Source organism: Marinobacter nauticus (assembly GCF_003634635.1).
Classification (GTDB): domain Bacteria; phylum Pseudomonadota; class Gammaproteobacteria; order Pseudomonadales; family Oleiphilaceae; genus Marinobacter; species Marinobacter nauticus.
Genome location: NZ_RBJB01000002.1, coordinates 644,875 through 663,009 on the forward strand (window position 1 = coordinate 644,875; position 18,135 = coordinate 663,009).

The 18,135-nt window shown below is 56.9% G+C and carries 33 protein-coding genes and 1 pseudogene; 1 reads left to right on the top strand and 33 read right to left on the bottom strand.

What is annotated here, in order from left to right:
- From C7436_RS03050 to C7436_RS03075, 6 genes are all read right to left on the bottom strand, one after another.
- Positions 1–210, bottom strand: coding sequence for a phage head-tail joining protein (locus tag C7436_RS03050; RefSeq protein WP_121206662.1), 210 nt, complete (start codon positions 208–210; stop codon positions 1–3).
- The gene (locus C7436_RS03055) at positions 210–2,264 is read right to left on the bottom strand and encodes a phage terminase large subunit family protein (protein WP_121206663.1); all 2,055 of its coding nucleotides are present in this window, start codon (positions 2,262–2,264) and stop codon (positions 210–212) included. Before C7436_RS03055 ends, C7436_RS03050 begins: the two co-directional genes overlap by 1 nt.
- Positions 2,264–2,767 carry a DUF1441 family protein gene (locus C7436_RS03060; RefSeq protein ID WP_211329842.1) on the bottom strand — a complete coding sequence of 168 codons (504 nt, stop codon included), beginning with the start codon at positions 2,765–2,767 and terminating at the stop codon, positions 2,264–2,266. The genes C7436_RS03055 and C7436_RS03060 overlap by 1 nt, the downstream gene beginning before the upstream one ends.
- Positions 2,768–2,994: 227 nt before the next feature.
- Positions 2,995–3,342, bottom strand: a complete 348-nt coding sequence (locus C7436_RS03065; protein ID WP_121206665.1) for a hypothetical protein — start codon at positions 3,340–3,342, stop codon at positions 2,995–2,997.
- Positions 3,343–3,348: 6 nt separating this feature from the next.
- The gene (locus C7436_RS03070) at positions 3,349–4,530 is read right to left on the bottom strand and encodes a hypothetical protein (protein WP_121206667.1); all 1,182 of its coding nucleotides are present in this window, start codon (positions 4,528–4,530) and stop codon (positions 3,349–3,351) included.
- Positions 4,530–5,660 carry a hypothetical protein gene (locus tag C7436_RS03075; protein ID WP_121206669.1) on the bottom strand — a complete coding sequence of 377 codons (1,131 nt, stop codon included), beginning with the start codon at positions 5,658–5,660 and terminating at the stop codon, positions 4,530–4,532. The genes C7436_RS03070 and C7436_RS03075 overlap by 1 nt, the downstream gene beginning before the upstream one ends.
- Before the next feature lie 155 nt (positions 5,661–5,815).
- Here C7436_RS03075 and C7436_RS03080 point away from each other — a divergent pair, with 155 nt between their 5' ends.
- Entirely contained in the window at positions 5,816–6,361 is a 546-nt protein-coding gene (locus tag C7436_RS03080; RefSeq protein WP_121206670.1) for a PEP-CTERM sorting domain-containing protein, read from the top strand.
- On the opposite strand, the gene lysC is transcribed toward C7436_RS03080, so the two are convergent.
- From lysC to C7436_RS03190, 27 genes and pseudogenes are all read right to left on the bottom strand, one after another.
- Positions 6,326–6,595: an Rz1-like lysis system protein LysC gene (gene lysC, locus C7436_RS19125; protein ID WP_458367881.1), complete on the bottom strand. Its 270-nt coding sequence runs from the start codon at positions 6,593–6,595 to the stop codon at positions 6,326–6,328. The two genes, C7436_RS03080 and lysC, sit on opposite strands and share 36 nt — an antisense overlap.
- Complete coding sequence (locus C7436_RS03085) at positions 6,480–6,941, bottom strand: hypothetical protein (RefSeq protein WP_121206672.1); 462 nt, start codon at positions 6,939–6,941, stop codon at positions 6,480–6,482. The genes lysC and C7436_RS03085 overlap by 116 nt, the downstream gene beginning before the upstream one ends.
- Positions 6,938–7,156 (bottom strand): hypothetical protein, encoded by a 219-nt coding sequence (locus C7436_RS03090; protein WP_121206673.1) that lies wholly within the window; start codon positions 7,154–7,156, stop codon positions 6,938–6,940. The genes C7436_RS03085 and C7436_RS03090 overlap by 4 nt, the downstream gene beginning before the upstream one ends.
- Positions 7,146–7,430: a hypothetical protein gene (locus C7436_RS03095; RefSeq protein ID WP_113879706.1), complete on the bottom strand. Its 285-nt coding sequence runs from the start codon at positions 7,428–7,430 to the stop codon at positions 7,146–7,148. The genes C7436_RS03090 and C7436_RS03095 overlap by 11 nt, the downstream gene beginning before the upstream one ends.
- Before the next feature lie 9 nt (positions 7,431–7,439).
- Positions 7,440–7,985 (bottom strand): glycoside hydrolase family 108 protein, encoded by a 546-nt coding sequence (locus tag C7436_RS03100; protein WP_121206675.1) that lies wholly within the window; start codon positions 7,983–7,985, stop codon positions 7,440–7,442.
- Positions 7,986–8,218: 233 nt separating this feature from the next.
- Positions 8,219–8,719, bottom strand: a complete 501-nt coding sequence (locus C7436_RS03105; RefSeq protein ID WP_121206676.1) for a hypothetical protein — start codon at positions 8,717–8,719, stop codon at positions 8,219–8,221.
- Positions 8,712–8,948: a hypothetical protein gene (locus C7436_RS03110; protein ID WP_121206678.1), complete on the bottom strand. Its 237-nt coding sequence runs from the start codon at positions 8,946–8,948 to the stop codon at positions 8,712–8,714. Before C7436_RS03110 ends, C7436_RS03105 begins: the two co-directional genes overlap by 8 nt.
- Positions 8,949–8,957: 9 nt before the next feature.
- Positions 8,958–9,518, bottom strand: a complete 561-nt coding sequence (locus C7436_RS03115; protein WP_121206680.1) for a deoxynucleotide monophosphate kinase family protein — start codon at positions 9,516–9,518, stop codon at positions 8,958–8,960.
- Positions 9,519–9,528: 10 nt separating this feature from the next.
- Positions 9,529–9,783, bottom strand: a complete 255-nt coding sequence (locus tag C7436_RS03120) for a hypothetical protein (RefSeq protein ID WP_121206681.1) — start codon at positions 9,781–9,783, stop codon at positions 9,529–9,531.
- A complete protein-coding gene (locus tag C7436_RS03125) occupies positions 9,780–10,559 on the bottom strand; it encodes a DUF1937 family protein (RefSeq protein WP_147423417.1) in 780 nt (259 codons plus the stop codon). Before C7436_RS03125 ends, C7436_RS03120 begins: the two co-directional genes overlap by 4 nt.
- Positions 10,556–10,759 (bottom strand): hypothetical protein, encoded by a 204-nt coding sequence (locus C7436_RS03130; RefSeq protein ID WP_121206683.1) that lies wholly within the window; start codon positions 10,757–10,759, stop codon positions 10,556–10,558. Before C7436_RS03130 ends, C7436_RS03125 begins: the two co-directional genes overlap by 4 nt.
- Complete coding sequence (locus tag C7436_RS03135; RefSeq protein ID WP_121206684.1) at positions 10,756–11,928, bottom strand: oxidoreductase; 1,173 nt, start codon at positions 11,926–11,928, stop codon at positions 10,756–10,758. Before C7436_RS03135 ends, C7436_RS03130 begins: the two co-directional genes overlap by 4 nt.
- Positions 11,929–11,930: 2 nt before the next feature.
- Positions 11,931–12,305 carry a hypothetical protein gene (locus tag C7436_RS03140; RefSeq protein ID WP_121206685.1) on the bottom strand — a complete coding sequence of 125 codons (375 nt, stop codon included), beginning with the start codon at positions 12,303–12,305 and terminating at the stop codon, positions 11,931–11,933.
- Positions 12,302–12,673: a nuclease domain-containing protein gene (locus C7436_RS03145; protein ID WP_228198046.1), complete on the bottom strand. Its 372-nt coding sequence runs from the start codon at positions 12,671–12,673 to the stop codon at positions 12,302–12,304. Before C7436_RS03145 ends, C7436_RS03140 begins: the two co-directional genes overlap by 4 nt.
- Positions 12,663–12,902, bottom strand: coding sequence for a hypothetical protein (locus C7436_RS03150; RefSeq protein WP_147423418.1), 240 nt, complete (start codon positions 12,900–12,902; stop codon positions 12,663–12,665). Before C7436_RS03150 ends, C7436_RS03145 begins: the two co-directional genes overlap by 11 nt.
- Before the next feature lie 3 nt (positions 12,903–12,905).
- Positions 12,906–13,208, bottom strand: coding sequence for a hypothetical protein (locus tag C7436_RS03155; RefSeq protein WP_121206688.1), 303 nt, complete (start codon positions 13,206–13,208; stop codon positions 12,906–12,908).
- The gene (locus tag C7436_RS03160; protein WP_121206689.1) at positions 13,205–13,444 is read right to left on the bottom strand and encodes a hypothetical protein; all 240 of its coding nucleotides are present in this window, start codon (positions 13,442–13,444) and stop codon (positions 13,205–13,207) included. The genes C7436_RS03155 and C7436_RS03160 overlap by 4 nt, the downstream gene beginning before the upstream one ends.
- Positions 13,441–13,617 (bottom strand): hypothetical protein, encoded by a 177-nt coding sequence (locus C7436_RS18725; protein WP_158595254.1) that lies wholly within the window; start codon positions 13,615–13,617, stop codon positions 13,441–13,443. The genes C7436_RS03160 and C7436_RS18725 overlap by 4 nt, the downstream gene beginning before the upstream one ends.
- A complete protein-coding gene (locus C7436_RS18665) occupies positions 13,614–13,805 on the bottom strand; it encodes a hypothetical protein (RefSeq protein WP_147423419.1) in 192 nt (63 codons plus the stop codon). The genes C7436_RS18725 and C7436_RS18665 overlap by 4 nt, the downstream gene beginning before the upstream one ends.
- Positions 13,802–14,107 carry a hypothetical protein gene (locus tag C7436_RS03165; RefSeq protein WP_121206690.1) on the bottom strand — a complete coding sequence of 102 codons (306 nt, stop codon included), beginning with the start codon at positions 14,105–14,107 and terminating at the stop codon, positions 13,802–13,804. The genes C7436_RS18665 and C7436_RS03165 overlap by 4 nt, the downstream gene beginning before the upstream one ends.
- Complete coding sequence (locus tag C7436_RS03170) at positions 14,104–14,469, bottom strand: hypothetical protein (protein WP_121206691.1); 366 nt, start codon at positions 14,467–14,469, stop codon at positions 14,104–14,106. Before C7436_RS03170 ends, C7436_RS03165 begins: the two co-directional genes overlap by 4 nt.
- Positions 14,456–14,854: a hypothetical protein gene (locus C7436_RS03175; RefSeq protein ID WP_121206692.1), complete on the bottom strand. Its 399-nt coding sequence runs from the start codon at positions 14,852–14,854 to the stop codon at positions 14,456–14,458. Before C7436_RS03175 ends, C7436_RS03170 begins: the two co-directional genes overlap by 14 nt.
- Before the next feature lie 34 nt (positions 14,855–14,888).
- Complete coding sequence (locus tag C7436_RS03180; RefSeq protein ID WP_121206693.1) at positions 14,889–15,836, bottom strand: replication protein; 948 nt, start codon at positions 15,834–15,836, stop codon at positions 14,889–14,891.
- Positions 15,837–15,981: 145 nt separating this feature from the next.
- On the bottom strand, positions 15,982–16,245 hold the full coding sequence (locus C7436_RS18905; protein WP_322934336.1) for a DNA translocase FtsK: 264 nt from the start codon (positions 16,243–16,245) through the stop codon (positions 15,982–15,984).
- Positions 16,246–16,269: 24 nt separating this feature from the next.
- Positions 16,270–17,193: pseudogene (rdgC, locus tag C7436_RS03185) on the bottom strand (recombination-associated protein RdgC); the annotation flags it as partial.
- 89 nt (positions 17,194–17,282) lie between these two features.
- On the bottom strand, positions 17,283–17,618 hold the full coding sequence (locus C7436_RS18670; protein ID WP_147423421.1) for a hypothetical protein: 336 nt from the start codon (positions 17,616–17,618) through the stop codon (positions 17,283–17,285).
- Positions 17,619–17,867: 249 nt separating this feature from the next.
- Entirely contained in the window at positions 17,868–18,119 is a 252-nt protein-coding gene (locus tag C7436_RS03190) for a transcriptional regulator (RefSeq protein ID WP_211329843.1), read from the bottom strand.
- Positions 18,120–18,135 lie beyond the last annotated feature (16 nt).

Consider the following 18,135-nt stretch of genomic DNA (forward strand, 5'->3'; position numbering starts at 1 on the left):
TTAAACCCCCTTGTTCACATTCAGGCGAACCCCGCGCTTGGGCGCTTTGCCGCCTTTTGCATCGAGCGATTCTTGAATGTGTTGCTTTGATCGCATCAGCTCGTTCATGGAGCGGTACCGGACGCGCTTTCCGTCCGCAAACTGTACTTCCAGCTCGCCGGTCGCAATCGCGTCATTGATTGCTGTCAGATCGTCCTGTGTAAATGCCATCACTGAAACCTGATTCGGGAGCGCCGTTTCTGGCGTTGAGCCGGTGGCACTGTTGATTTGCGGGTTGCGGAGCGTTCGCCATCGGCCTGGATCTCGGAGTTGTTGTCCCAGTCCCGGGCCCACGGCGGGGGCGACGCCCAGTTGATCTTGTCGTAGCCGTAGAGCGTGGCCACCACATCGGCGTACACACAGAGGTCAAAGGCTTCGTTGGGGGCTTTACCTGGCTTCTGCCACTTACCGTTGGTCAGTCGCTGTTCGTACGTCAGCTCGTCAAAGAACCATTCACCCAGCCAGTCCGGGAAATGGAAGTAGTTCGGGCCGGGTTCTTCTCGCTCAAGGGCGTTGCTGATCGTGTCTTTCACCAGGTTGGTGTTGATCAGGTACAGCGGTACATCGCCCTTGGCGCTGGCGTGTCGGTCTTTCCGGCCGGTGTTGTCTGGCCAGGTTTCCTTAACCCGGGGCGCCGAGCGGGAACTGCCGCCCTTTAGTAGCCGTACCTTTCGGTGCAGGCCCTGGCGTTTCAGGATTCGGTAGAACTGGTATGCGCTTTCAGTAACCGAGGCGTGGCCGCCGTTCTTGCCTTCACCACCAGTATCGATGCCAGTAGCCAGCACCGGCATTTCACGGCCACTGCCGTCCGCCAGCGGATACTTTCGGGTGATCACGTGGGTGATCAGCAGGTTCCAGTCCTCGATATGGCCTGCAGGATCAATTCGCAGTTTTTCACCGTTGTCGTCGGTTCTCTCCGACATCCGAAGGCTAAACCGGTCGATAACCCAGCGCTCCCGGTGTTCGCCGTAGCCAAATACCTGGACCACGAAGCGGCGCTTCTTGCCGCCCTGCACATCCACTGAAGCAAACAGGCTGCGAACACCTTCCGGCACCACACGTTCACCGAGAGATTCCGCACGCTCCTGAATGGCGTCACGGCTGCGAACGTTTTCCGCTTTCCGGTATCGGTACGGGCGGCCCCAGTCAACATTGACGACTGTTTTCAAGTCTTCTTGGGAACCAGTCCTTTCGTATACTTCCTCAGCCCTGAGATACTTGGCCGCTAGCTCTTCCCATGTTTGGAATGTTGCTGCAGGACCTTCCATCCAAAAGGATGCAATACGACTTTCCCGCGGGGATCCTATCAGTTCGCCAGAAGTCGTCAGCGTGCAACCTTCTGGAACCCATTCTGCCGATTTGTTTCGCTCTCGCTTCCCTTTCGCAAGTACCCCGCAGTGAGGACAAAAGGGTTTCGCTGCCTGGATGTTAAAGTGCTCAAAAATCGGCTGATACCATTCAGAACAGCTTTCACACTGCCAGTACAACCGCTCCCTGGTTCCAAGATCATAGAGCGCCATAGCCCCTTTTACCGGGGGAGCTGCGTGCGGGTATTTAGGGTCCGGCTTCCAGTCTGCATCCTCTATGTCCCAGCCAGGCGATGTTTCAACAAGGGTCATGCCTGATGACATAAAGGTCTGTGTCCGCTTGCTCGCAAGTTGAAACGGGCTACCGCCTCGGTTCAAGCTGAGCGCAAGCCGGTCATAGTCAGTGAGGGTTACAAAACGATAGTCAGAGCTTGAAAGAACATTTTCCGTTGGCCACTTAATGCCGAGATAGTTTCCAGCCTTGAATGTCTTGTCATGGACGTTATTGTCATGCCCTTGTGAGCTCATTAACGGCGCCAACTTTGGGGAGTTGCGCAGCATCCGATCAATACGCTTCTTGCTGTACTCTCGAGCCTTTTCCTCGCTGATCTGAACAATCAGCATATCGCCGGGATCACAGCTGACCACGTAGGCCACCCACCCATCCAGAAGGCAGTTGGTCTTTCCGGAACGGGCAGGACCAATAAAGATCACAGCGTCATACTTCCGGCTGGACAGGCAGTCCATCGGCCGATTCATGTAGGGCGTTAGATCTTTGCGGAACTGATCGATCTTTCCGCCGCCATCTACGACCTTCATGTTCTCTACGCAAGCATCGCTAACGTTGATGCGACGAGGCGGCTTGATAAGTTCAGCGACTTGGCGCTTGATTTGTGATGCGCTGGCAAGGGAGCCCATTACTCGGCCTCGTCTTCCTCATCCTGCAGGATTCTCATATACATCTGTTCGCGAAGCGTATCGACCGTCTCCTGGACGCGAATTACAGAATCAGGGGGAAGCTCGCAATCGCGCTCAAGAATGTCTGGCAAGCTGTCGAGCGTCGTTGTCACCGACTTTGCAAGCTGACTCATTTCGAGATGAACCTCATCGACCGGGATAAGCTGACGAAGCTCTTTCTCAAGCTTTACCCGTTCGTTCTCCGACTGATACCAGGCTTTCCGCTCTGAGGGCGGTAGGTTCGACGGGTCATCTTCCGGGTCGAATAGAACATGTTCAGAAAACAGGGCCGGCCCAACGTCACGAAGTGCGTATGTGGGATAGCCGTTCTTTTTGCCGCTCGGTGTTATCCGACTGTCTTCAAGGCGTCGAGCAACAGTCTTGCGGTCCATGCCGAAGGCACGGGCAATCTGACTGATCGACCAGTTGTGCGCATCAGCAATGCTGTTGACTTCGCCTGCCACATCGTTCTCGCTCGTTGCCTCGGATACTCAGATGAATCAGATTTAAGTGATTGTTTTTACAGGCACAAAAAAAGACCTCTGGTGAGGCCTCATATGGCGCCAAAAATTTTACGAAAACCGCGTGGTTGCACCGTCCCCGCGGGGTTTTGCCGGCCCCAGGGTCCCCGGAGATTTCCGGCCAGGGACAGCCGGGGCGGGCTTCACAGCTCGGGCGGGCGCTGTAATCTTCACGCCGACACCACAAACTCGGTGGGGCCATCGGAAACGCAGCGCACCGCAGTCACAACTGAGGCCATCACAGCGCTTGTGAATGCAGAAACATCCCCGGCATCCCAGGGACGGGCCTGGGGGGAGCCGGTTTCCAAATCCTCAACCGTGGCCTGGGTCCACTCAACGCGGGCGGATCCGCTGGAAGGCGCGACACTCAGGCAAACATCGCCAATACCGGAGGGGATGATTAGCCAGTCACCTGTAGCGGCGTTCACTGTTTCGGAGTGGAAATAGTGCTGCTTTGCGTCGGCATTGGTTGCAAAGGCTTTGTCTGTCTCATCGGCGGTAAGTGTGTTCACTGGCATGGCGGATTACCTGAATAGTGGCTTAAACAATGACTTTTCGAGCGCTGAGAATAGGGAGTGGAACAGGCCTTCACCCTCAACCACAACGCTGCCACCTGATACCGTTATGGTCCGGTTGAACTGATAGGCCTGGCCGGTCTCAGGAACGAACACGCCCAGCGTGACCGTGGTTGAACCATTGGCAACCGGGGTGGCATAGCTGGAAACGTCCTTGTGGAAGCCATCGTCTGCTTCCAAGGCGTTCCAATTGATGGTGACGACAGAAGCATTGGCATCCGCGATCACCTTCCACTCATAGGGCTGAGTGGTTGCGTAGGCGTTGGGATAGCTCAGCGAGTTTTCGCTGTACTCCGCCTCAGTCGCTGGGTGTGTCAGCTGGTCCCGGTCGTAGCTGTTGGCGTAGGCAATGGTTGCGCCGGCGGTGGTGCCATCCACGCCGACCACCAAATCGGCCGTGTCATCGTCGGCAATCAGGGGTGGTTCGTAACTGTAGGTTTCGGTACCGGCCCCGGTGTTTTCAGAAACAAAGGTGATGTTGCTGCCGGCTTCACCGTTGATGGTGATTCCTGTTGGCGCATTCTCGTTGCCAGACAGGGTGAAAGTAGCTGTCTGGGATTCGTCGGTGATGTCGTCAGCGGCGGTGATTGAGGGGCCGGCTGCCACCTGTACATCAAGACTGAAGCCGTTGGTGTAAGCAAAGGCGTTCAGCTCAGTGTTCGTCAGAGTCAGTATACCGTCGCCAGGTACAGTGCCGGTAAATACAACAGGCGCTTCTACTGGATCAAGAGCCCCGGAATCCGTATAGGACTGGGGCGTCGTGTCGGCGTTTGTTACACCGTACTGGGTGGACCGGCTGCTTCCGTTATTGCCTGCAGCCTTCAGCGTATACGGAGCACCAGCTGGCAAATTCCCAATCTGAGCCGTGTTACCCACATCAACGTAGAAGGCCGAGCGCCACCACTCGAGCGGAAAGTCTGGATCAGGACTTGAGGTTGCCCAAGCCAAAGCCCCAGTGGCCCCGCCGAATGCTGTTGGGTGGGTGAGCGTATAGCCAGTGGGGGTGCCGTCAGGCTCTTGCATATCAGCAACCACCACCCCGGTTGCTGACGGGTCGCTGACATTGTTAAAACCCGCTAGGGCGCTAAAACCACTCGCAGAAGCGTAATAGTTGACCTTTACAAACGGCATCAGTCCCAGCTCCCGATGAGAATCTTGTTGTCGTCGTTATCAGCAACCCACAAGTGCTTACCGGACAAGCTTGAAAACTGCCCATTCCGCTTGAAGAACGTTAGGTCATCAGCGATCCATGCTGTTGGCACCTGGATCTCCATTGCCTTTTGCTCGCCCGGGTTCCATGCCGGCTTGTCCGTAATGTAAACGCGGCACCAGGAGTCATCGATATAAAGGACGTTTGTAAACCAGCGGGCATAACCAGGATCCGCCCAAACCTCGAAATTCATTACCTTGTAATGATTCCAGCGATAAGCAGGGTCTGACGGATCCAATCCGTTATGGGAGTCCTGATTGAGTCTGGAGAATTTCTCTACACCATCCAAAACGCCATACATGCTGGCGTCCGTTGCCCCAGCTGCCGAGGAAATCTCGTGGTACTCCTCTTGTACCTCCCAGTGTTTCGCAGCCCAAGCTGTTGAAAGCTTGTACATCTCTGAGTCGTATTCGCCCGCCGCGTCGCCGAGGAATTGAAACCTATAACTATTCGCTTGATAGTAGTTTGGCGTGTAGGGGGCTCCCGCAACACTCTGGGCGGACTCTGACTGCCAGCGGTTTGCCTTTAGGTTGGGTGCGTAGAAGGTGGGGTCAGATGTAATCGCTTCGATTCTGGCGTTCAGATCAGCAATCGTAAAATCATTATAGGTATCCAAATACCTGAAATACTTTCTCCCGGCATTCGGGGGAAGAGTCAGCGTCTTGTCGCCATCACCGGCGAACAGCGGATCAGTGCCTTTACCACCAATGCCGGCGTCCATAACCATGGCATGCGTTGCGTTAGGCCTTTTGATTTCTGTGCTCGGCCCTGAAGAAGCATTCCAGACAAGAGCCTTTTGATTGCGGCTCAGAGCAGGATGCGGCTGATCCGAACCTGATCCGAAGTCAAAGAACCAAACCGGTTTCGCCGCATTGGGCTTGATGCCAAATCTGGATTGAGCATCGTTGATCGTGAATGTGCCATCACCATTGTCAGTCAGGGTGAAGCCTGGTTGCGCGGCAAAGCCGGAGACCGCACCACCACCTTGACTCAGAGCCATCGCCAGATTCCGAGAAGCAAGGATGTTCGCCGGCGAATCTGAGGTCAGCATTCGTATTCCTCACTGGATTTGATAACACCAAGCCACGCTACCCCGTCAACATTCTTTACATGAATGCGCAATCACTGGCTCTAACGCCCTGTTTTAATTGACTAGGCAGGTTTCTTGCTTTGGCTTCGCCCTCGTCATTTATCAAGGACAGAACCATGAAATGGATGCTTTTCGTTGCACTTATCGTCGCTGGGCCAGCTAAGGCAGCACTTATTGAGTATTCGTATGATATGGAAACCTACAAGCTCGGCCTTGGAACCGGTGTAGTTGAATCTAAAGCCGGAATCGCGACACTGCTTGTGGATACCTCTACCGAAACATTTCTGCAATTCTCGTACAACAGTGGCTTTGCTAACCTTGTCGCAACGAGCGCAGTCGCACCGATCATATCGATCCCACCAGTCGGAACTGCCCAGTACGGCTTTTCTCTGATTGCTTCGTTCAGCGATCCCAGCACCAAGATCTGGCAGTTCTACATGGAGCACAATCAAGGAGACTTTAACGGCTCGGTCCTCAATTACCTGGACACGCTCAACTCTGCTGAAACAATTTTCGACTTTCAGCTTGTGGGCGACGAACACTGGTACGGGGGCGTGATCAGGGCTGCCACGAAACGCGTAATTTCAGTTCCTGAACCAGCCGCTCTATCCCTGCTCGCCCTTGGTCTAGCGGCTATCGGTCTCAGGCGCCGACTGGTTTAACTGGTTGACTCGCTCGGCCTGGTCCTTGTCCCAATCCAGAGCGTCCAGCTTGTCGTCATTGCAGGAGGTGATCGTGTCTTTCAGAACTTCCACGTAGTCCGGGCAGTAGCCAATCACATTAACCTCCGGCCCGGGCGTTGGAGTCGGTTGCAGGTACTCCGCTGGCACCGGCTCCCGAACGTACACGGTCCGGGTCAAGTACTGTGTCTCGGCGCATGATGTCAAAAACAGCATCAGGCCAAGGCTGGTTAACGCAGTCCGGAGCATCTTTCATTGCCTCTTCGAGTTCGCCGCGCACTTGGGCCAGTTCGTGTTCGCGCTTTGCAAGGCGATCCTGGCGTTCCAGGGCTTTCTGATCTCGCCATGCAATGGCTGCGGTCAGGGAATCAATGGCCAACAGGTTCTCGCGGCTGGCATTGGCTGCCTGGCTGAGTAGCTGGCTTTGGTGAGCGGTCTTCTGCAGCAGCTGCTCCCGGTCATTCCAAAGCCACCAGAACGCCCCAGCAGCAACCACCACCAGAGTTCCGATGACCGGCAGCAGGTATGGGGCTGCTTTGGCCTTGAGGGCTTGCAGGATCATTTCTTCTGCCACTCAGCGACGGCATTGCCGCCGTAGTAGTACAAAAGGTTCACGGAGAACACCCAGGCCAGGGTTTCAGCCAGGGGGAGCATGGCCACCGGCACACGGCCGCCGAACATGCCAATCAGCAGCGCGGTCAAACAGGCCAGACTGAAGTAGGCCATCAGGCGGCGGTGATACCACCACTGATTGGGATTCGGGTGACTATCTGCCATTGCTGCGGCTCTGGTATTCGATCAGACGATCAAGCTTGGCGTTGATCATCCGGAGATCGGTTCGGAATTCGTCGTACTGGCGTTGTGCGCTTGCCTGGTCTGAAACGCGGGCTTCCTGCAGGTGCTTGATGTTCAGTTCTGTTTGACTGATGCGGCTCTCCTGGCCAGCCAGGTACCAGATACCCCACAGCACAAAACTGAACGTGGTCAGGATATGGGCAACACCAATACCCTTATCGAGGTGCCAACGGTCTGAGCGGTCAGTGTCAGGCATCCGTAGTCCTTAGAAGCTGATTCGGTGGTCAAACCACCCGAAAACAAAGGATTCGTTGCGTTCGCGCTCCTCGGCAAGCTCTATATACCGGGTGCCCTGCAGGCAGTTCAGCGCTTTCATCAGAACGTCTTCGCCAGTCCTGCCCCGGCGGTCCAGGTAGTCCTTGAGTGCACCAAGGGTGCTGTTCCCGATCAGGCCGTCTACCGACAGGTCGCTGTAGTGCGTGCCCTGGCTGTTCAACGCGTTCAGGCTGCGCTGCAGGAACTTGCCCGCCCATGCAATACCCATGTTGACCCCGGTATCCAGCAGTTCCTCGGCAACCTTCTGGCTCAGCATGGCCACGCGGTCGAAGTTCGGAGCGGTCCAGTACTGATCCTTGTAGATGGCGATAGCCAAAGTCTTCGGCATGTGCGACATAGGACCGTCGAACTTATGCAGCCGCGCCACCTTCTCGGTGATGCCATACATGGTGGGGCCGCCCTTGTCGTCTGCGTGATCGACATAAGCGCCTTCGCGCTCAATCAAGTCATCGATGATTTGAGTGAGTCGGCGCATGGCCGGGCCTCCAGAAACAAAAAAGCCACCGCAAGGGTGGTAGGGGTCTGCTGGCGCACAGGTCGTCAGGTATTCGGGCTGGCCGCGCTGAACGGGGCCGTAACTCTGTCTGCACTTACGGACTGGCAGAAGAGATAAACAGGCACAAAAAAACCGCCAGCTCTTTCGAGGGCGGTTTCTTGTGGGGCAATACTTTGAAGTTACTAATCAGTGTATTCGTTTGTGACCGGTTGTCAAGCAACCTGGCTGACCGGTTGTAGAACATTTTCGATCTGCTGATAAGCACGGCTCACCCGCTTACGGTAGGTGTCCTGGGACAGCCCCAAAAGCTCGGCGCAGTAGGCAGTGGTGTAGGTGATCTCCAGCCGCTTCTCGTTGAGAGGATCGATGGCCACAATCCGAGTTTTTCCGCGCAGGAGCTTGTCCAGGCATACTGCTTCCTGGTGGTCTTCCGCCAGCTGGCCGACGATGCTGTCTGCTTCAACCATTCGGCTGGTTACTTCCTGGAAGCGGATACGATCGACTTTCGCGGCCAGGGTGCAAAAACCACTGAAGCCAGAGCCCCGCGGGATCTCACCGTGCGACTGGTAAATACCCAGAATGTGCCGCCCCTCATGGGCGATATCATCTACCCGGCGGATGGCCAGCAAGTAGTCGATGAAGTTATCCACCACGGCCTCGGCCTTTGCCCGCAACTCTCTCTGCTCTGCCGTCTTCCGGTTCTGCTCAGCCATTCGATTCGCCCTCGCCCTTTCTCTCATTGATCCAGTCAGCCCGCCAGCCAACATACCGATAATCGTTCACTTCGCTTTTGTACTGCCTTGCGGCATTTCTGGTGATGGATTCGTAGACTGCTGGCGGATACTTCTTCTGCAACTCCGCCAGCCGGGCCTTGTAAGATTCACGGTCTCCGGTGTGCGCCAGATCGATCAGCTTGTTGGCCTCGATGTGTTCCTTCAGCACGGAGCTGCCTTACGCCACGCTGCCCAGCCGGCCGATAAACTCCCGGCTCAGCTCGTTATACAAGTCATCGATGGTTCCGTTGTTCTCGATCAGCCAATCACCGTCCATGAAGCACACGCCGGATTCCGACTTGTGAGCTTCCACCAGCTGCAGGTCATCCCGGAACATGTGAATCACCAGCCCGCCATTACGGCGAATAAACGCGGCTTCTTCCTCGAAACGGATATCCGGAACAATCATCCCGCCATTGAATGTGTCAGCCGTTGGCTGGCGGATCTGATCCCATTGGCGCTGGGCCAGCATCACCCAGAGATCAGGGCGGATCATTTCCCGGCCCCATTCGGTGCCCAGGGTCTGCATCAACCGCCGGGGCGAAACTCCCAGCCAGGGAATGACGATCTCTTTCAGGTCGCCGTTTACGTGCTGCTCTGTCAGCCCGAACATTTCCTTGATCCCGGCCTTCATCGGATCCGCAAAGCTGTACTTCAGCAGGCCATGCTTTTTCACCAGGTAGGCAGCTACCGTGTCTTTCCCGCTCCGGGCCTTTCCTGCAATGCCGATCAGTCGCATATCAGAACTCCTACTGAACACCAGAAATTTCAGGGCCATCCCAGTCGAGAACCCCCGTGATCTTGATCGGGAACATCGGCTCGAAGTCAGGGTCAGCCAGCGAGATCAGAAAGCAGCTCACCTCGAAAACCAAATCACAGGCGGTCAGCAGTGTTTCGCAGCCCCAGAACCTGCCCTCAACACCCGGACATTGAGGAATGGTGAAGTCCAAATAGACCGGCACGATGCCGTACATCAGGCCCTTGTGGGTTCGCTTCATCTTCATGCGTTCACCTTCGCCAGTTCCGGCAGCACATGGCTGCTCATGTAAACCTTCAGGCCCATTTTCCGGGCTTCCTCAATCTCAGCCTTTGCACCTGAGCTGTACTGCCAGCCATCCACCAGAACCACGGCATCACACCGGCGCATCATTTCCATGGTTCCGTCCAGCCAATACTGATCGTCAGCCAGCCCGGGGAAATCGTGGTCGAGGTGGGCGGTGTTTACAGTGGGCAGAACGGGGAACCAGCCTTTTTGAACGCACAGGCGGCCAACGTGACGGGCGGCAGCTACGTTCTGGGCAACACCTTCACGGGTTTCGGCGCGATAGGGGCCGGCTACGTAAACCAGTTTCATGCCCTGCTTCTTCTCAGGCTCTGGGTGTCCGCAGATCAGTTCGTGATATGGAACGCCGGGCTCTGCTATAGCAGCAGCGAGGGACGGGTTCCTGCCCAGAATGCCCTCGATTAACCGTTCATATTCCGGTGTTCCTCCTGCCTCTGTCGGCTCGGTGGTTTGGTCGGAGGCGCCTTCGGGCTCATCGTTAACCGTGGGCGGCCGACCATTCAGGTAGTCATTCAGCGGCTCAAAGCATCGAGCGATGTCCTCCGATGAGGGCCACTTAATCGGAGGCATGGTCACCTTGATCGATCGACTGCCGTTCGTATTGACCTCGCCATCCAGAACAACCTTTGCCACCGGGCATGACGCTTTGTGAACGGGAGACAACAGGCCGCAATAGCCGCACTCTCCACCGAGATTTACTGTTTCAACCTCACTCACCGCGCTATCCCCCACCCAATCAGGGCCCAGACCAGCCAGGCAATCAGCGAGACATTCAGAGCTGCAAAGACCGCGAAAACCGTGGCGATCGCTTTGCCGATACCCTCCTGGCAGCCTCTAACCCATATCCGGTGAAAGTGCATGAATGCACCGATGGTGATTGCCAGCGGCAGGAGCCACCAGCCGAGTGTTATGGTCATGCCGCCCCCTTGAGCATTTCTGGCCGAACGTGAATCCGGGAGACTTCCCCAAGCTCACGATGATGGACGATGGCCTTCGTATCCCGCTGAGCGCGGTAGCCACCCCAGTGTGCGTATGCGTCTTTTGCCGCCAGCGTTCGGAACGACTCGACGGTTACCCCGGCATATTCCTTGAGGGCCTGGTGATGAACGTGCCCCATATACCAGTATCTGTGCTCGCTCTCGCCCCAATCCTTGGCGCGGTCTGTGGCCATAACGCCGGGGAGCGCATCAGGCTTGCAGCTGTGGCCGTGATGGCAGCCAATCAGAACCTTTCCGTGGCGGATGTAGTGGAATGCAGAGGGTGAAGTATCCACGATCACTCGCGGCTCATTCTCGTAGACGTTGTGAAGACAGATGGAAAGGAACATAGCGCCGGTATCGTCGTGGTTGCCAATCACGTTGATAACGTGCACTTCGCGGTGCTTGTCCAGCGCGCGTTCGATACACAAGCGCATCACCTTCACACCTACCCGCACCATCTTCGCGTAACGGCCATCCATATCCAGGCTGTGGCCGCTGCGCTGGGTCACGCCCTGCATATTGTCTGCGTGGAACCAATCGCCAAGATTGATCACCACCGCCTTATCGCTGGCCGGTGACCGGTCCACCAAATCGGCCATCGCTTCACAGTGAACACGCTCGGCAATTTCAAGATTCCAGTCCTCGCCAGTTTCTTCCGGCCAACTCAGCATGCCGATATGGGCATCTCCAATCGGGTAAACCGTCATCAAATCGGCGTTGATATCCTCTGGCCCGGATTTCCTGGGCTTTATCCTCGGGAGCGTGTCGGCCATACCTTCAACGGCTTCGCGGAAAATCTCGGTTTGGCGCTCGTGGTCGATATTGGATTTAACCCACTGCAACTTCTGGTTTCCGTCGCCATCGTAGAGGGTGGACGTTCCTTTCAGGTGGAAACCGTCAGGCACAGGGCGCTTCATGTCATGTTCCGGGGAGTAGCCCTGCCTGGAAGCTCGGTTCTTCAGGCGGGCAATAGCCTTATCAACGGCTCGGCGGTTAACGCTCAAAGCCTGAGCGGCCTTCTTCTGAGAACCGTGCTTGTTCACCGCCTTGAGATATTCCTTTTCGCGGTCAGTCGCAAAGTCCAGCAGGGCTTCATCCAGTTTCATGCTCACGTCCTCGCTGCTTCGATCAGTTCTCGAATCGTCTTCACCGCTTCGCCGTTCTTGATCAGCTCGCCGGCCGTCCGGTAAATCGTCCAGCCCATGCGCTGGGCTTCCTGGTACTTCTTCAAATCCTCAATGAAGCCCTTGCCTCGCGTATGACGCCCACCCACCCAGGCACCGCCTTCAACTTCCACCGCCAGCATCAAACCAGGCCAAGCAAAATCGAAACGCCAATCCTTCAATCCGGAATCCGCCAGCCTTTTACGAACGCCAGGGCCGGTGCCGCCAGTTGCCTCTGCCGCAAATCGGTATTCCCGAACTGGCGCTGGTAACTTCCGGGCGCGAATGTGAAAAGCTAGGGTTCGTTCCAGCTCGCTCATGCCGCCACCTTCACGAACTTGTACCCCTGCTCTACCAGCAGGCGCTGTGTGTTGATCACTCCTTCCAGGTGGTACAGATCACGCTCGGCCCGGGTGTGGGTCTTCACGTAACCACCATCCAGCCATTCGTGGCAGGCACTGCAGGCGTAGGCCGCTTCGTGGTCATGGGCTTTCAGGGCCAGGCCGGCGCCATTCAGGTGGGCCAGAACCGTGGTGGACGAATCCCCGTTGCAGATGAACGGCACCCGCACCTGGCAAGGCTGGCCATTTGCGCTCTGGCGAATGGGCGTTGCCTTTGGCCGGCTGGAACGCTTCATCGGGGCCTTGGCCTTGAGCGGAGTCTTTCGTTTGAGAGGGCTACGCTTCATTGTTCCGCTCCCCGAATGCGCTGGCGGCATAAGCTGCCCACGTTGGCTTGAACTCGGACTGCCGGTTGTCCAACTCCTGAATCCGGCCACCACGGGCAATGAAGGCCTCTGTATCACGGCGCAGTTGCTCGGAAATCTGTTGTTTGTCCTGCTTGCGGGTCTGGCCGGTGCCGATGCTGGGCGTATGCACTCGGGCCTTCATCACTCGCTTGAATTCTGCTCGGTTCACTGCTCAGTCTCCCCGGTAGTAGGTGCCCATCGGGCCGTGTTTGTTCTCGGTGGGGCTGGTGTTCAGCAGCTGGCGGCGTAGTCGTTCGATCTCGGTAGCCTTCTCGTTACATTCCAACCTGAGTTGTAGAATTAGATCCTGAACCGACAGAGCGAGATCTGCGTCTTTCGCGACGTAACCGCTACTCTCGCAATCAGGGCACGGCATTTCATGGAACAGGCCACTAACGACTCCCCTGCCGTGGCAGGCCGGGCACGTCTTCAGCTCTACCTGCTGCTGGCGGAATGAAGGGCCAGATCTCTTCACGCAGCCTCCGGCTCTGGTGAATACCCGCCAGCGTTCAGACGGAACAATTCAGGGCCATCCGCCCGGCCAACCATCAACACCATTCCGCTGTCCGCCAGCCGGTGAAGCGATGCCCGGGAATCCTCGGCAGATTCGCTGATGCCGATCGCCACGTTGCAAACGGTCTGGGGCGGCTGCCCCACCAGGAACTCCAGAACCTTCTTGTCGAAGGCCCGCTGTTCAGTCAGGCTTCTCACGGTTTCAGCCCTCCATCCAGTTGACGTACTGCTTCAATCCGGGATTCCAGCCACTGGCCATAGCGCTCGTCGGTTACAGGAACCAGAGGGGCGGTGCAGGTGCCGAGCGGGCACCCTTTGCAGCCCGGGTGCTTCTGGCAGTGGTCGATAACGTCCTGGGGCAACTGGGTCATGGCTTGCCTCCGCAGGTGAACGGAGCCGGGGAGCGGCGACGCGGCTGGTGCCATACGTCGCGCTCTTTGGGCTCAAGGGCCAGTTGATAGCGGGCGCGAGTGCAACCGAATACCTCTGTCTCGGTGCGGTGAAAGCCCTCCGGCGTCACAGGTAGGCCGCGCTGGCAGCCGTCACATTGGTTGGTCACGCCGCCACCCCCATGCCCTGCTCTTTCCGGCGTTCATCCGCCAGCTGGTCCAGCATCCACTGCGGTGCGTTGTGCACCTGGTAAACGTGCACGGTCTCCCCCGCCCTTTTCTCCGTCCAGTGGCGAACGTCCAGGCAGTAGCCCTCGGGCTCGTCTTTCCGGTAATCCCTCAGCCGGGCGGTAATTTCTTTGGCTGGGTGCAGGCCAAGGGCGTCGGTAATGTCGAGCTTGCTGCGGGCCTTGCCGTCCAGCATCAGGCGCAAAACCTTGCCGGCAATGCTGTCGTTGCGTGGAAGTTTCATGCAGCCACCTCCTTCTTCCGAGAGGTCAACGGGTTTACCCAGTCCATCATCCACAGCTGGGCGTCCAACGCCTGAACCGAAATCTGGTGGATCTTGGCGATCTGATCCTTTGAGCGGTATGGGCTCAAAGAGGCCAGGCGGTCACGCTCTTTTGCGCATGCCACGATCAGGCGGCAGTCATCATCAGAAAGCCCTGGAACGTCCTGGCCTTCCAGAACCCGGCAGATTGCGCGTCGGCTGCACTCGAATTTCACCGCCAGGCGACGATCTGAAAGCTGGTTTTCCTCGGCCCTGGCTTCACAGCCAGCGATGTACTCTTCTGCAGCGGCTCTCAGCTTCTTCCCGTACTCAGAATGACTCATGGCTGGGGCGCTCCTCGATGAAACAGGCACGGCCGGCAAGGACGGCTTGCACGGTTTGGCTTGCGAGCAACCCGCAACGGCGGCGCTGTTCTTTCCGCCAGCCAGGCTCAGGCAATGCAGTCGGGAACACGGCATGTGAGCTGTAGGCTTCTGGCTCTGTGGCGAGTGACAGGATTTTGGGAATGTCAGGCCATTCGAAGCGGCGATCATTCCTTGCAAGGCGGCGTTTGAGTTTGTCAAAGATGACCTCCAGCTGCTCGAGAGAAAGCTTGCCAATGTCTTTGGCCCATTCCCGGCGAGTGGTCCGGAACTGGTCTTCGCTGTCGCCCCAGATGGTTTTGGTTTTCGACCTTCCATAGATCGTGACCAATCTGCCGAAAAACATGGAGGTCTTGTCGATTTCTTCATCGGTGAACCTCCTAGTCTTCGAACGTGTTGCGAGCGTGGTTGAGGTCTGTGAACTGTCTGTCGAGCCCAGAGCCTGCTGAATGATCAGTCCCGCCTTTTGCATTGCCTGTACCCCCTTCGCGTAGCGCCTTGCGCTTCATAGCCAACTTCGTCCAGTTCCTCCTGAGTGCACCCGGAGACTCGATATTCCCCTTCCAGAACGAGTCGTTCATGGCGAAGGCGAATAGCGCCTTGATCATCTGATCGGTTCGGTTGTCTTGCTCTCGCATCAGGCGAACGGTGTTTGCCCAGTTGGCCATGTTGCGATTAGCGGGAGCGTCCTGACCCAGACGGTGATCGATCACCTGGGCGATCATTTCCGCCAGCTCGAGATCAGCGGCGTAGCCGTATTGGGTGCCGGATTTATTCTGGATGGCTGCCCCCTCCCGGATTTTTGGAGAGGATTTCGTTGGGGAATTCTGCGAGGAAGAACACGCAGTGTTCTTACTTACTTTTCTTTTGTCTTTGGTGTGAACAGAATTTGTGTTCGTTGAGTGAACAGAATTACTGTTCACTGAACAGTTTTCATTATTACTGTTCACTGAGGGGGTAAAACGGCCCTTTGTGTCCTTCTTTGGAAAGCTCCATTCGGATGTTTTGGTGTTCACCTTGATGGGCGAACGGCTGCCCCCTAGCCGAATCACGACGCCGTATTCGATCAGCTGACTGAGCGCGGTATTACACTGCTGCCTGGTCAGCCCTGATATCTCCGCCAGCTGAGAACAGGCGATAACGTCCTTGGGCTTGCCCCACCCGTAGGTCATGCGAATAACAGCCCACACCACGCGCTGCTGAATCGATGTAAGGGGGTGACTGGCCAGGCCTTCCGCCAGCGCATTAACGACACGGCAGTAGCCTTCATCAAGGCGCGGCTCAGACACGGAAACCTCCGGCTTCAATTGCACTACCTCGCCCATCATCCGGCCCTCCGCTTCGTGGCACGGCCGTGAGGCCTGTTAAACCACTGCCCATTGCTTGTCGGCATAAGTTGCTGCATACTTCCTCCTATCTCGTCCACAGAACCCCGGTAGGCCTGCCAGCCCATGACCCGGGGTTTTGTCTTTTCTAGGCGGTCACTTCCGCCCGTTTCGGTGCCAACACTTCCCTGACTCCGTTATGGTCAGCAGGGCTCACCACTCCATTTACTTCCAGCTCATCCATGAGATGGCTCGCCCGGGTGTACCCAATCTTGAAAACGCGCTGGATTCTGCTGATCGATGCTCGGCGGGATTCGGTAACGAGCTGCACGGCTTCGAAGTACAGCGGGTCAGCGCCCTCCCCCTCCCCATGCCCGGGCATGCCGGCTGATGTGTCCGGCCCGGATGCCATATCCACTCCGATCACCAAGGGGTCATCCTCAACAATCGCAGACCGATCCTCGCCGCCCAGCGCTTCCAACAACGCCGGAATCATTCGCTCCAGCTCCAGAGTCATCAGGCAGAACCCGGCGTCGAACTTCGCCAAAGCGTCATCGGTATCAATGTCGTCCAGCTGCTCTTTCAGGGTGTCGCCGAACTTCACGCGGGTGATCGCCAGGGTTTCATCCAGGCAAAAGGAAACGTTGTCATCCCAGGTCAGAGCCACCTTGGTGACCTGCATCCCAGCTTCCAGGTGATTGCGTACTTCGTCTGCCTTCAGGTCCAGGCCGCGGGCAATGACCTTACCGCCGTCTTCTGAGGGGTCAGCCATCCAGCAGTCGGCGCCAAGCACCGCCACATCGGGCAGATCAATGGTTTCGTTAATCCAGCCGGTGAACGTGAACGCCGGGCTTTGCTCAACAGCAGGCGGGCGTACAGGCAGGGATCCGAGCGACTTGCGCAGTGTGCTGGCGAAGTCTTCCGCCGCTTTGGCGCTTCCGGCATCAACGATCAGGTAACCGTTTTTCGCGGACAGGTAACCGTAGGTCTTGCGGTTACGCGGGAATGCCTGGGGTAGCATTTCCAGAATCACCTGTTCCCGGATCTCGTCTTTCTCTTTCCGGCGCACCTTTCTGCCCTGCTCGATCTCGATGGCTTCGGCACGCTCTTCAACGAATTCCTTGACCACCGGGCCCGGTAACAGCTTCTCCTGGTGCTGCAGACAGATCAGCAGGTCGCCATTGGCAGCGTGCACCAGCTGTTCACTGTGCTTGCCCAGCGGAGTACACCAGCCGCGGCGGTTCTGCTCTTGTGGACCACACGGCTTGAAGGCATCCGCCTGCAGTTTTTCCTCCAGCTGCTCGGCGGTGATCTCGATTGGCCGGGTGAAACGGAACATTCGGATATTTCTGAAAAACATGTGATCCCCCAGTTTGTTGTTCCTCGAATCCGAAGGAGTGGCCTCATTAAGAAGCCACTCCCGGCTTCGTGCTCGTCTGAGCAATTCATTTAGGCGGTGTCAGGGCCGCGTATACCGGTGGCGGCAACGCCAGCTGCACCCCCGGGCAGCGTCTCTTTTGCAGCTACGGTGAGCTTGGAATTGGAGCTACCGCCCCCGATCACGTGCACCCCGCCGGGTGACCCTGGCAATCGTTCCGGTTGGATCAGGTTTTCAGTTACTTCACCCAGGCCACAAACCGGAGTAGTCGCAGCGGATTGCTCCGCCGGAACGAGCTGCAGAACGTGCTCTTCGCTCACTTCCGCAGCAGCTGGCGCTGAGGCCAGCGAACACAACGCAAATACCGCAGAAGCCGATAAGAGAAGTGCAATTCTCCGTCGTGCCATCCGATGTACCTCGTCGTCAGTTGCCGGGCTTTAAGGCGGGCCCGGGTTCGCCTCGTAGGTTTTCAACATGCAGCTTGTCATCGCTGGTGATGCCATTGGCATCGGTGAAATGCCCTCTTGGAAGGTTCCCGTTTTAAACGGAAAGGACACTTCCCGATGCCGGCTCCACCTGGAGCCAAACCACTGGTTGTTTATCCACCCCCAAACAACCGGGTAATCCGCCAGCCCGAATTTGTTGAAATAAACTCATCACGCTGCTTCTCCGTCACGCTTGCTCAGCGGGAGGCCGTCGGCAGGATGTGGGTAGATATCTGGACGAAGTTCATGCGGCGTCACCGCCCAATCGACACTTCTCGATACAGGTATGACGAACTCCGCAGGAACGGCATGGTCTCGATTGAGCCAGTTCCAGATATATGGCTGCGATAGCCCGAGGCTTTTCGCTAAAAGTGTTTGGCTGCCTGCAATCGAAATGGCCTTTCTCAGGGCTTTCGTACTCATCAATGCCTCCCTCCGC

What these genes read in the sequence shown, in the direction of transcription:
- C7436_RS03050 (WP_121206662.1), bottom strand. Translation starts at nt 210, where the DNA reads ATGGCATTTACACAGGACGATCTGACAGCAATCAATGACGCGATTGCG.
- C7436_RS03055 (WP_121206663.1), bottom strand. Translation starts at nt 2,264, where the DNA reads ATGGGCTCCCTTGCCAGCGCATCACAAATCAAGCGCCAAGTCGCTGAA.
- C7436_RS03065 (WP_121206665.1), bottom strand. Translation starts at nt 3,342, where the DNA reads ATGCCAGTGAACACACTTACCGCCGATGAGACAGACAAAGCCTTTGCA.
- C7436_RS03070 (WP_121206667.1), bottom strand. Translation starts at nt 4,530, where the DNA reads ATGCCGTTTGTAAAGGTCAACTATTACGCTTCTGCGAGTGGTTTTAGC.
- C7436_RS03075 (WP_121206669.1), bottom strand. Translation starts at nt 5,660, where the DNA reads ATGCTGACCTCAGATTCGCCGGCGAACATCCTTGCTTCTCGGAATCTG.
- C7436_RS03080 (WP_121206670.1), top strand. Translation starts at nt 5,816, where the DNA reads ATGAAATGGATGCTTTTCGTTGCACTTATCGTCGCTGGGCCAGCTAAG.
- lysC (WP_458367881.1), bottom strand. Translation starts at nt 6,595, where the DNA reads ATGCTGTTTTTGACATCATGCGCCGAGACACAGTACTTGACCCGGACC.
- C7436_RS03085 (WP_121206672.1), bottom strand. Translation starts at nt 6,941, where the DNA reads ATGATCCTGCAAGCCCTCAAGGCCAAAGCAGCCCCATACCTGCTGCCG.
- C7436_RS03090 (WP_121206673.1), bottom strand. Translation starts at nt 7,156, where the DNA reads ATGGCAGATAGTCACCCGAATCCCAATCAGTGGTGGTATCACCGCCGC.
- C7436_RS03095 (WP_113879706.1), bottom strand. Translation starts at nt 7,430, where the DNA reads ATGCCTGACACTGACCGCTCAGACCGTTGGCACCTCGATAAGGGTATT.
- C7436_RS03100 (WP_121206675.1), bottom strand. Translation starts at nt 7,985, where the DNA reads ATGCGCCGACTCACTCAAATCATCGATGACTTGATTGAGCGCGAAGGC.
- C7436_RS03105 (WP_121206676.1), bottom strand. Translation starts at nt 8,719, where the DNA reads ATGGCTGAGCAGAACCGGAAGACGGCAGAGCAGAGAGAGTTGCGGGCA.
- C7436_RS03115 (WP_121206680.1), bottom strand. Translation starts at nt 9,518, where the DNA reads ATGCGACTGATCGGCATTGCAGGAAAGGCCCGGAGCGGGAAAGACACG.
- C7436_RS03120 (WP_121206681.1), bottom strand. Translation starts at nt 9,783, where the DNA reads ATGAAGATGAAGCGAACCCACAAGGGCCTGATGTACGGCATCGTGCCG.
- C7436_RS03130 (WP_121206683.1), bottom strand. Translation starts at nt 10,759, where the DNA reads ATGACCATAACACTCGGCTGGTGGCTCCTGCCGCTGGCAATCACCATC.
- C7436_RS03135 (WP_121206684.1), bottom strand. Translation starts at nt 11,928, where the DNA reads ATGAAACTGGATGAAGCCCTGCTGGACTTTGCGACTGACCGCGAAAAG.
- C7436_RS03140 (WP_121206685.1), bottom strand. Translation starts at nt 12,305, where the DNA reads ATGAGCGAGCTGGAACGAACCCTAGCTTTTCACATTCGCGCCCGGAAG.
- C7436_RS03145 (WP_228198046.1), bottom strand. Translation starts at nt 12,673, where the DNA reads ATGAAGCGTAGCCCTCTCAAACGAAAGACTCCGCTCAAGGCCAAGGCC.
- C7436_RS18725 (WP_158595254.1), bottom strand. Translation starts at nt 13,617, where the DNA reads ATGACCCAGTTGCCCCAGGACGTTATCGACCACTGCCAGAAGCACCCG.
- C7436_RS03165 (WP_121206690.1), bottom strand. Translation starts at nt 14,107, where the DNA reads ATGAAACTTCCACGCAACGACAGCATTGCCGGCAAGGTTTTGCGCCTG.
- C7436_RS03170 (WP_121206691.1), bottom strand. Translation starts at nt 14,469, where the DNA reads ATGAGTCATTCTGAGTACGGGAAGAAGCTGAGAGCCGCTGCAGAAGAG.
- C7436_RS03175 (WP_121206692.1), bottom strand. Translation starts at nt 14,854, where the DNA reads ATGTTTTTCGGCAGATTGGTCACGATCTATGGAAGGTCGAAAACCAAA.
- C7436_RS03180 (WP_121206693.1), bottom strand. Translation starts at nt 15,836, where the DNA reads ATGATGGGCGAGGTAGTGCAATTGAAGCCGGAGGTTTCCGTGTCTGAG.
- C7436_RS18905 (WP_322934336.1), bottom strand. Translation starts at nt 16,245, where the DNA reads ATGGCATCCGGGCCGGACACATCAGCCGGCATGCCCGGGCATGGGGAG.
- C7436_RS18670 (WP_147423421.1), bottom strand. Translation starts at nt 17,618, where the DNA reads ATGGCACGACGGAGAATTGCACTTCTCTTATCGGCTTCTGCGGTATTT.
- C7436_RS03190 (WP_211329843.1), bottom strand. Translation starts at nt 18,119, where the DNA reads ATGAGTACGAAAGCCCTGAGAAAGGCCATTTCGATTGCAGGCAGCCAA.